Annotated in this window: 7 protein-coding genes and 1 pseudogene; 3 read left to right on the forward strand and 5 right to left on the reverse strand. The window is 42.3% G+C overall.

The window, feature by feature from the left end:
* From ABYB02_RS12860 to trxB, 4 genes and pseudogenes are all read right to left on the reverse strand, one after another.
* A pseudogene (locus ABYB02_RS12860) lies at positions 1 to 66 on the reverse strand (translation initiation factor IF-1); the annotation flags it as partial.
* A gap of 90 nt (positions 67 to 156) precedes the next feature.
* The gene (locus ABYB02_RS12865) at positions 157 to 861 is read right to left on the reverse strand and encodes an arginyltransferase (RefSeq protein ID WP_372762842.1); all 705 of its coding nucleotides are present in this window, start codon (positions 859 to 861) and stop codon (positions 157 to 159) included.
* Positions 854 to 1570 carry a leucyl/phenylalanyl-tRNA--protein transferase gene (gene aat, locus ABYB02_RS12870; RefSeq protein WP_372762843.1) on the reverse strand — a complete coding sequence of 239 codons (717 nt, stop codon included), beginning with the start codon at positions 1568 to 1570 and terminating at the stop codon, positions 854 to 856. Before aat ends, ABYB02_RS12865 begins: the two co-directional genes overlap by 8 nt.
* A gap of 98 nt (positions 1571 to 1668) precedes the next feature.
* Entirely contained in the window at positions 1669 to 2619 is a 951-nt protein-coding gene (gene trxB, locus ABYB02_RS12875) for a thioredoxin-disulfide reductase (protein WP_372762844.1), read from the reverse strand.
* Between the two features lie 287 nt (positions 2620 to 2906).
* On the opposite strand from trxB, the gene pssA reads away from it, so the two are divergent.
* Positions 2907 to 4232, forward strand: a complete 1326-nt coding sequence (gene pssA / locus ABYB02_RS12880) for a CDP-diacylglycerol--serine O-phosphatidyltransferase (RefSeq protein WP_372762845.1) — start codon at positions 2907 to 2909, stop codon at positions 4230 to 4232.
* 128 nt (positions 4233 to 4360) lie between these two features.
* Here pssA and ald read toward each other — a convergent pair whose 3' ends face one another.
* The gene (ald, locus tag ABYB02_RS12885) at positions 4361 to 5482 is read right to left on the reverse strand and encodes an alanine dehydrogenase (protein ID WP_372762846.1); all 1122 of its coding nucleotides are present in this window, start codon (positions 5480 to 5482) and stop codon (positions 4361 to 4363) included.
* 138 nt (positions 5483 to 5620) lie between these two features.
* On the opposite strand from ald, the gene lrp reads away from it, so the two are divergent.
* Both lrp and ABYB02_RS12895 read left to right on the forward strand, forming a co-directional pair.
* Positions 5621 to 6100 carry a leucine-responsive transcriptional regulator Lrp gene (lrp, locus tag ABYB02_RS12890; protein WP_372762847.1) on the forward strand — a complete coding sequence of 160 codons (480 nt, stop codon included), beginning with the start codon at positions 5621 to 5623 and terminating at the stop codon, positions 6098 to 6100.
* 246 nt (positions 6101 to 6346) lie between these two features.
* A partial coding sequence (locus tag ABYB02_RS12895) for a DNA translocase FtsK 4TM domain-containing protein (protein WP_372762848.1) occupies positions 6347 to 6928 on the forward strand: 582 nt, incomplete at its 3' end.

Genomic DNA, 6928 nt, shown 5'->3' on the forward strand with positions numbered 1-6928 from the left:
GAACATTGTATTTGGTAAAGTATCAAGGACTGTCCCTTGCATTTCGATTACGTCTTCTTTCGCCATGTTTAGCGTAACACCTCTTTAATAGTTAAACGCTGCAGATTCTGCCCAAAATACGCCAATAAGTAAAGGCGCAGCCGCTATTTTTGCAAATTAAATAGTCAACCACTGATCATTGACCTGTTTTTGCGCCGGTAGGAATTGTGTTTTATAGTTCATTTTTGCACATTCATCTATTTGGTAGCCTAAGTACAAGTACTGTTTGTGTTGTGCTTTAGCAAACGCCAGCTGCTGTAAAATCATCACCGTGCCTAAGCTAAAATGCTCGTACTCGGGGTCGAAAAACGTGTAAATAGCCGAAATTGCGTTGTTCATACAATCAGTTACCGCAACGGCGACTAAATTATCTTGATCCCACAACTCAATAAAGGTGATGTCTAACCAATTGCAAAATAAAAAACTTTGAAATTGCGTTTTATCCGGCGGGTACATACTGCCGTCGTGATGGCGCAAGCTAATATATTTGCTATACAGCGGGTAGTATTGTTCGCGTTCAACATGGGAATATTTCACCTCAAAGCGGGCTTTTGCTTTGTTTAGTTTACGTTTTTGCGATTTTGTCATAATAAACTGCTGCGCCAACACGCGCACTGAATTACACGCACTGCACGCAGGGCAGTGCGGCCGGTAAATTTGGTTACCACTGCGACGAAAGCCTAATGCTAACAAGGCTTCAAATTTATCAGTGCTGTAGCAACTGGGTTCAAGGATCACTAACAGTTGTTCTTGGCGGTTTGGCAAATAACTACAGGCAAACTCTTGGGTTAAGCCAAGCCTAGCAGGAAGTTGGTCATTCATAAATGTTAGTCAGCTCCTGTGGAGTCCACATACTGGGATTGAGGGTGTAGTTATGGGCGGCCTTCAGCTTAGCAATAAATGTGGCGCGCGGGATCACGGTTAAGCCTAAACTGCTTAAATACGGGTTTTCCAGTTGGCAATCAATAAAGTGGGCATTATGGCGTTTCAGCCAATTAACTAATGCCCACATGGCTAATTTAGAACAATTGGTTTGATGGTGAAACATCGACTCGCCACAAAACACCCCATTTTGCATAATGCCATATAAGCCACCTGCAAGCTCTCCTTCGCGCCATACCTCGACACTGTGAGCAATGCCTGCCTGATGGGCGTTAATATACGCTGTGAGCATATCAGTGGTGATCCAAGTGCCTTCTGTATCGAGTCGTTGCTCCATACACGCAGCAATGACCTCTTCAAAGGCGGTATTGATGGTGACTGTAACGGGGTGCTTTTTTAAGTGCTTACGTAAACTTTTACTAATATGAAAATTATCAAGTTCAACAATACCGCGCTCGCTGGGTGACCACCACATGAGTGGCTCATCTTCACTAAACCACGGGAAAATACCATTTTTATAGGCGTTACTGAGTCGCGCTAAGCTTAAATCGCCGCCAATAGCGAGTAACCCGTCGGGGGAGTCCAGTGCATACTCTACCGCTGGAAATGCAATATCGGTATCACTGAGCTGGTATAGCAATTTTTTCATACAATACTTCAATTAGGATGAATGACAAAAGTGTAACGAGTATTGAGACATAAAAAAAGGCTGATGGTTCAGCCTTTTTCTTTAACTAGGGTAAGCGGTTATAGGTTATCTAAGAAACGCTCTGCATCTAGAGCTGCCATACAGCCAGTGCCAGCAGAGGTGATCGCTTGACGATAAATGTGATCTGACACATCACCGGCTGCAAATACACCCGGTACGCTGGTTTGCGTTGCGTTACCGTTTAGGCCCGACTCTACAACAAGGTAGCCGTCTTTCATTTCTAATTGACCCACAAACATATCGGTATTTGGTTTGTGGCCGATAGCAATAAATACGCCCGCTACATCAAGCTCTTCGGTGGCATCTGACTGAGCATCTTTAATGCGCACGCCAGTGACACCCATTTGGTCGCCTAATACTTCGTCAAGGGTACGGTTGTAATGCATTACTACATTGCCGTTAGCAGCTTTTTCAGTGAGGCGATCTGCAAGGATTTTTTCACTGCGGAAGCTATCACGACGGTGAATTACGTGTACTTCTGAGGCGATGTTCGATAAGTACAGCGCTTCTTCTACTGCGGTATTACCACCGCCAACAACCGCTACTTTTTGCCCTTTATAAAAAAAGCCATCACAGGTAGCACAGGCCGAGACACCACGGCCCTGAAAGTTTGTTTCTGACTCTAAGCCTAAGTACTTAGCTGAAGCGCCAGTGGCAATGATCAGCGCGTCGCAGGTATAGGTGCCTTGATCGCCTGTTAGCGTGAACGGGCGTTTCGACACATCTACTTTATTAATGTGATCAAACACAATTTCGGTTTCAAAGCGCTCAGCATGCTCTTTCATGCGATCCATAAGTGCTGGACCCGTTAAACCATGCGCGTCACCAGGCCAGTTTTCAACTTCTGTGGTCGTGGTTAATTGGCCACCTTGTTGCATACCGGTAATTAATACTGGGTTTAAATTTGCGCGCGCAGCGTATACTGCCGCTGTGTAACCCGCAGGACCCGAGCCTAAAATAAGTAACTTACAATGTTTTGCTGCTGTCATGTTTTTTCCTAAACGATTAATTCACTGTGTAATGCGCTCGATTCTAAGAAAAACAAGGCGGAAGTAAACAAAATTTGAGATTCTTTTTTTTAGTAAATGTAAATGCTGTGCAATATTGTGTACTGCTAATGGCATAATTAATCACCAATAGCTAAAAATAGTACAATAAACAGCCTAATAGGCAACAAAACTGCGTTAATTCATGACCCATTTGATTTTTTTTGTTATGTTTTACCTAATTTTGATTTGTCACTGATAGATTATGTGACCTAAGTGAATAGGCAACTATGTTATTTTGGCAGGAAAAACCCGCATTTGGGTTGACTTCAAAAGACGTTAACGTCTTAACCCATGCGCAAGAGTACCGTACGCAATTGCTACGTTTAATTGCCAATGCAAAAACACGCATTTATATCACCACGCTTTATTTACAAGATGATGAAGCCGGGCGAGAAATTTTACAGGCATTGCATCAAGTATCATTAGCTAACCCAGCACTGGAAGTAAAAGTGCTGGTGGATTTTCATCGCGCTCAGCGTGGCCTGATTGGCGCTGAAAAATCCGAAGGTAACGCCAGTTTATATTGTGATTATTTAGAAAAGTTTCAATCAAACGTGCAAGTGTATGGTGTACCAGTAAAAGCAAAAGAGTTATTTGGGGTGTTGCACTTAAAAGGGTTAGTGATTGATGACACCTTACTGTACAGCGGCGCAAGTATTAATAATGTGTACTTACAGTACCACGATCGCTATCGCCTTGATCGTTACTTTTTAGTTGAGCAAGCGCCATTGTGTGATTCTGTGGTGGAGTTTATAGAATCAACCTTATTAAGTTCGCACGCGGTGCCGCGTATTGATATTCGCCCACTGAAAAAATTAAACGACTTTCGTTTAGAGCAAAAGCAACTAATGCGCGAGCTTAAAACGGCCAGTTACAGCGATGCACAGCAGGCTAATACTGAAGCATTAGGTATTCGCTTATTTTTAGGCTTAGGGCGGCGTAATAATAAATTAAATCGCTTAATTAAAAGCTTGTTTGATACCACCGAGCAAGAGCTGGTGTTATATACCCCTTACTTTAATTTTCCGGCACCGTTAATGCGCTCTTTACGGCGTTTATTAAAGCAAGGTAAACAGGTCACTATTGTGGTCGGGGATAAAACCGCTAACGACTTTTATTTACCACCCAGTGAGCCATTTAGTAAAATTGGCGCACTGCCTTATTTATACGAAACTATTTTGCATAAGTTTGTTAAAACGCAAAAGCGTCACATTGATAACGGCAATTTAAACGTGTATTTATGGAAACACGACAGTAACTCGTTTCATTTAAAGGGGATCTGCTCTGATAGAAAAGTACACTTACTCAGTGGCCATAATTTAAACCCGCGTGCGTGGGGACTGGATATTGAAAACGGCATTTTAATTGAAGATCCGCAGCAAAGCATCATGCCGGCAATTGAAAATGAAAAGCAGGAAATTTTGCAGCATTGTCGGCGTTTGACCGGCCCAGCGGATTTAGAAACTATCGACGATTATCCGCAAGCGGTGAAAAAGATCCTTGGCCAAGCGAAACGGGTCAAAGTAGACTTTATTATTAAGCGTTTTATATAAAAAATTTATAAAATACGCAGACAAAAAAAGCAGCTAATTAGCTGCTTTTTTTATCCAGCAACTTAGTTATAAGTTGCTGATCTTAACACACCCTGAGGTAATTAATACCGTCAGGATACGTTGCCCCATTAGGCGTTTTCTACGGCAGTGCGAGGGTCAACATAGTCCATGTTGAACGCTTCAGCGACTTCTTTATAAGTTACTTGGCCTTTAATTACATTTAAGCCGTTTAAGAAGTGCGCGTCGTCAAGTAGTGCTTTTTTGTAGCCTTTATTTGCAAGATTAATAATAAATGGCAAGGTCGCATTATTAAGCGCAAAGGTAGACGTGCGTGGCACAGCACCAGGCATATTTGCTACACAGTAATGTACCACTTCATCAACAATAAACGTCGGCTCTGCATGCGTAGTGGCTTTAGAGGTGGCAATACAGCCACCTTGGTCAATCGCAACGTCAACAATTGCTGAACCTGGTTTCATGGCTTTAATGTGTTCAGCGGTTACTAGTTTCGGTGCAGCTGCACCTGGAATAAGTACACCACCAATCACTAAATCAGCCTCTAAGACATGCTTTTCAAGTGCATCTGCGGTTGAATAGATAGCACGTACTTTATTACCAAATTGCGCGTCTAGGGCACGTAATACATCAATGTTTCGATCTAATATTACCACGTTTGCACCTAAGCCAACCGCCATTTGAGCGGCGCTACGGCCAACCATACCACCACCAATAATAACCACTTTGGCAGGCTCAACACCCGGTACGCCACCGAGTAACATGCCGCGGCCTTGGTTAATTTTTTCAAGCGCCTGTGCACCTGCTTGAATAGACATACGGCCGGCAACTTCGCTCATTGGCGCAAGTAATGGTAAACCACCGCGTGCGTCAGTTACTGTTTCGTATGCAATACAAATGGCTTTACTTTTAACAAGGTCTTCAGTTTGTGGAAGATCCGGGGCAAGGTGTAAGTAAGTGAACAAGATTTGGTCTTCACGTAACATGGCACGTTCAACCGCTTGTGGCTCTTTTACTTTGATGATCATCTCAGCTGTTGCAAATACATCAGCGGCAGTCGGTAATACTTCTGCACCGGCTTGAATGTAATCTTCGTTAGTAAAACCAATACCCATACCTGCGTCGGTTTCAACAAATACTTGATGGCCGTGATTGATTAATTCACGCACGCTCGCAGGAACCATACCTACACGGTACTCATGGTTTTTAATTTCTTTAGGTACACCTATAATCATAATTTTGCCTTGTTAGAACTGGATAAGTTTTTTCACTATTATATTCATGCAAAGCTAGTGTGTCTCACCTTTTTTTTAACAAATTTCAGTGTTAATATCTATAAAATGTAATAAAACAGAATAATCAACTAGGATAGCATGCATACATTATTAGATAGAATAGATCGCAAAATATTGGTGGAATTACAACAGGATGGGCGGTTATCAAATGTTGAGCTGGCAAGAAGAGTTGGCTTAAGTGCCACGCCATGTTTAGAGCGTGTAAAAAAACTGGAGCGTGAAGGTTACATACTTGGTTATAAAGCCGTAGTGGATCCGGCTAAGTTAGGGCAAGGGTTATCGGTGTATGTTGAAGTGACTATTACTAAAACATCCCCCGATATATTTGATGAGTTTAGTGCCGCAGTGCGCAAACACAGCGAAATAATAGAGTGTCATTTAGTGTCGGGTAATTTTGATTTTTTATTAAAAACCCGCGTAAATGACATGTCGGAATACCGCGGCGTGTTAGGTGACATCCTATTAAAACTGCCGAGTGTAAGCGAAAGTCGTACCTATGTAGTAATGGAAGAAGTAAAAGGTGAAGAAGGCGTGGTTATCCGCCCTTATGTTGTTTAGTTGTAGTGGCATTAGGTGCAATGAAGTGATTGCATAGGTGATTTGCTCGCGGTTTTCGCTGGGGCGTGCTTAAAATATAAAAACTTGTTCATAATCAGGCCATCGAGGTTAAGATAAAGTGCAACAAAAGGCATTTCCTGCTAAGGTATTTGACTGCTAACTAAGTATAAATAACCTCAACCAGTAGTCGTGACTATTTCGGGCTGAACTTAGGTTAACTAAAATAATAAAGAGGAATAGGGAACTATGCGCCTAAACGGTGTGCAAAGACTATTAGAAACAGGGCTTATAATAAGCACCTTTGCAGCGGTATTTATTTTATGTGCTTTAATTAGCTTTGATCCGGCCGATCCCGCATGGTCGCAAACCGGTGAATTTAGAAACGTAAAAAATATTACCGGCACCGCGGGCGCATGGATAGCCGATATTTTATTACTGACCTTTGGCTGGCTTGCCTACTTTGTACCCGCCGCAATACAGCTGTTTGGCTATCTATTATTTAAACAACCGCATCGTATTTTGCAACTCGATTACACCACATTAGCACTACGGGTAATTGGCTTTGCGTTATTTATAACCTCAGCCACTGCCATTAGTAGTATTAATTTTGACGATATTTACAACTTTTCATCCGGTGGGGTAGTGGGGGATGTGATAGCCACGGCGATGATGCCGGCATTTAATTTTACTGGCACCTCTATCTTATTGCTGTGCTTCTTTTTTGCGGGTTTAACCTTATTAACCGGTGTGTCGTGGGTACAATTTGTTGACTACTTAGGCAGTTTAATTGTTAGCTTGTATCATATTATTGCTAATTACGCTCAAGGC

Source organism: Pseudoalteromonas sp. (genome assembly GCF_041613455.1).
GTDB lineage: Bacteria > Pseudomonadota > Gammaproteobacteria > Enterobacterales > Alteromonadaceae > Pseudoalteromonas.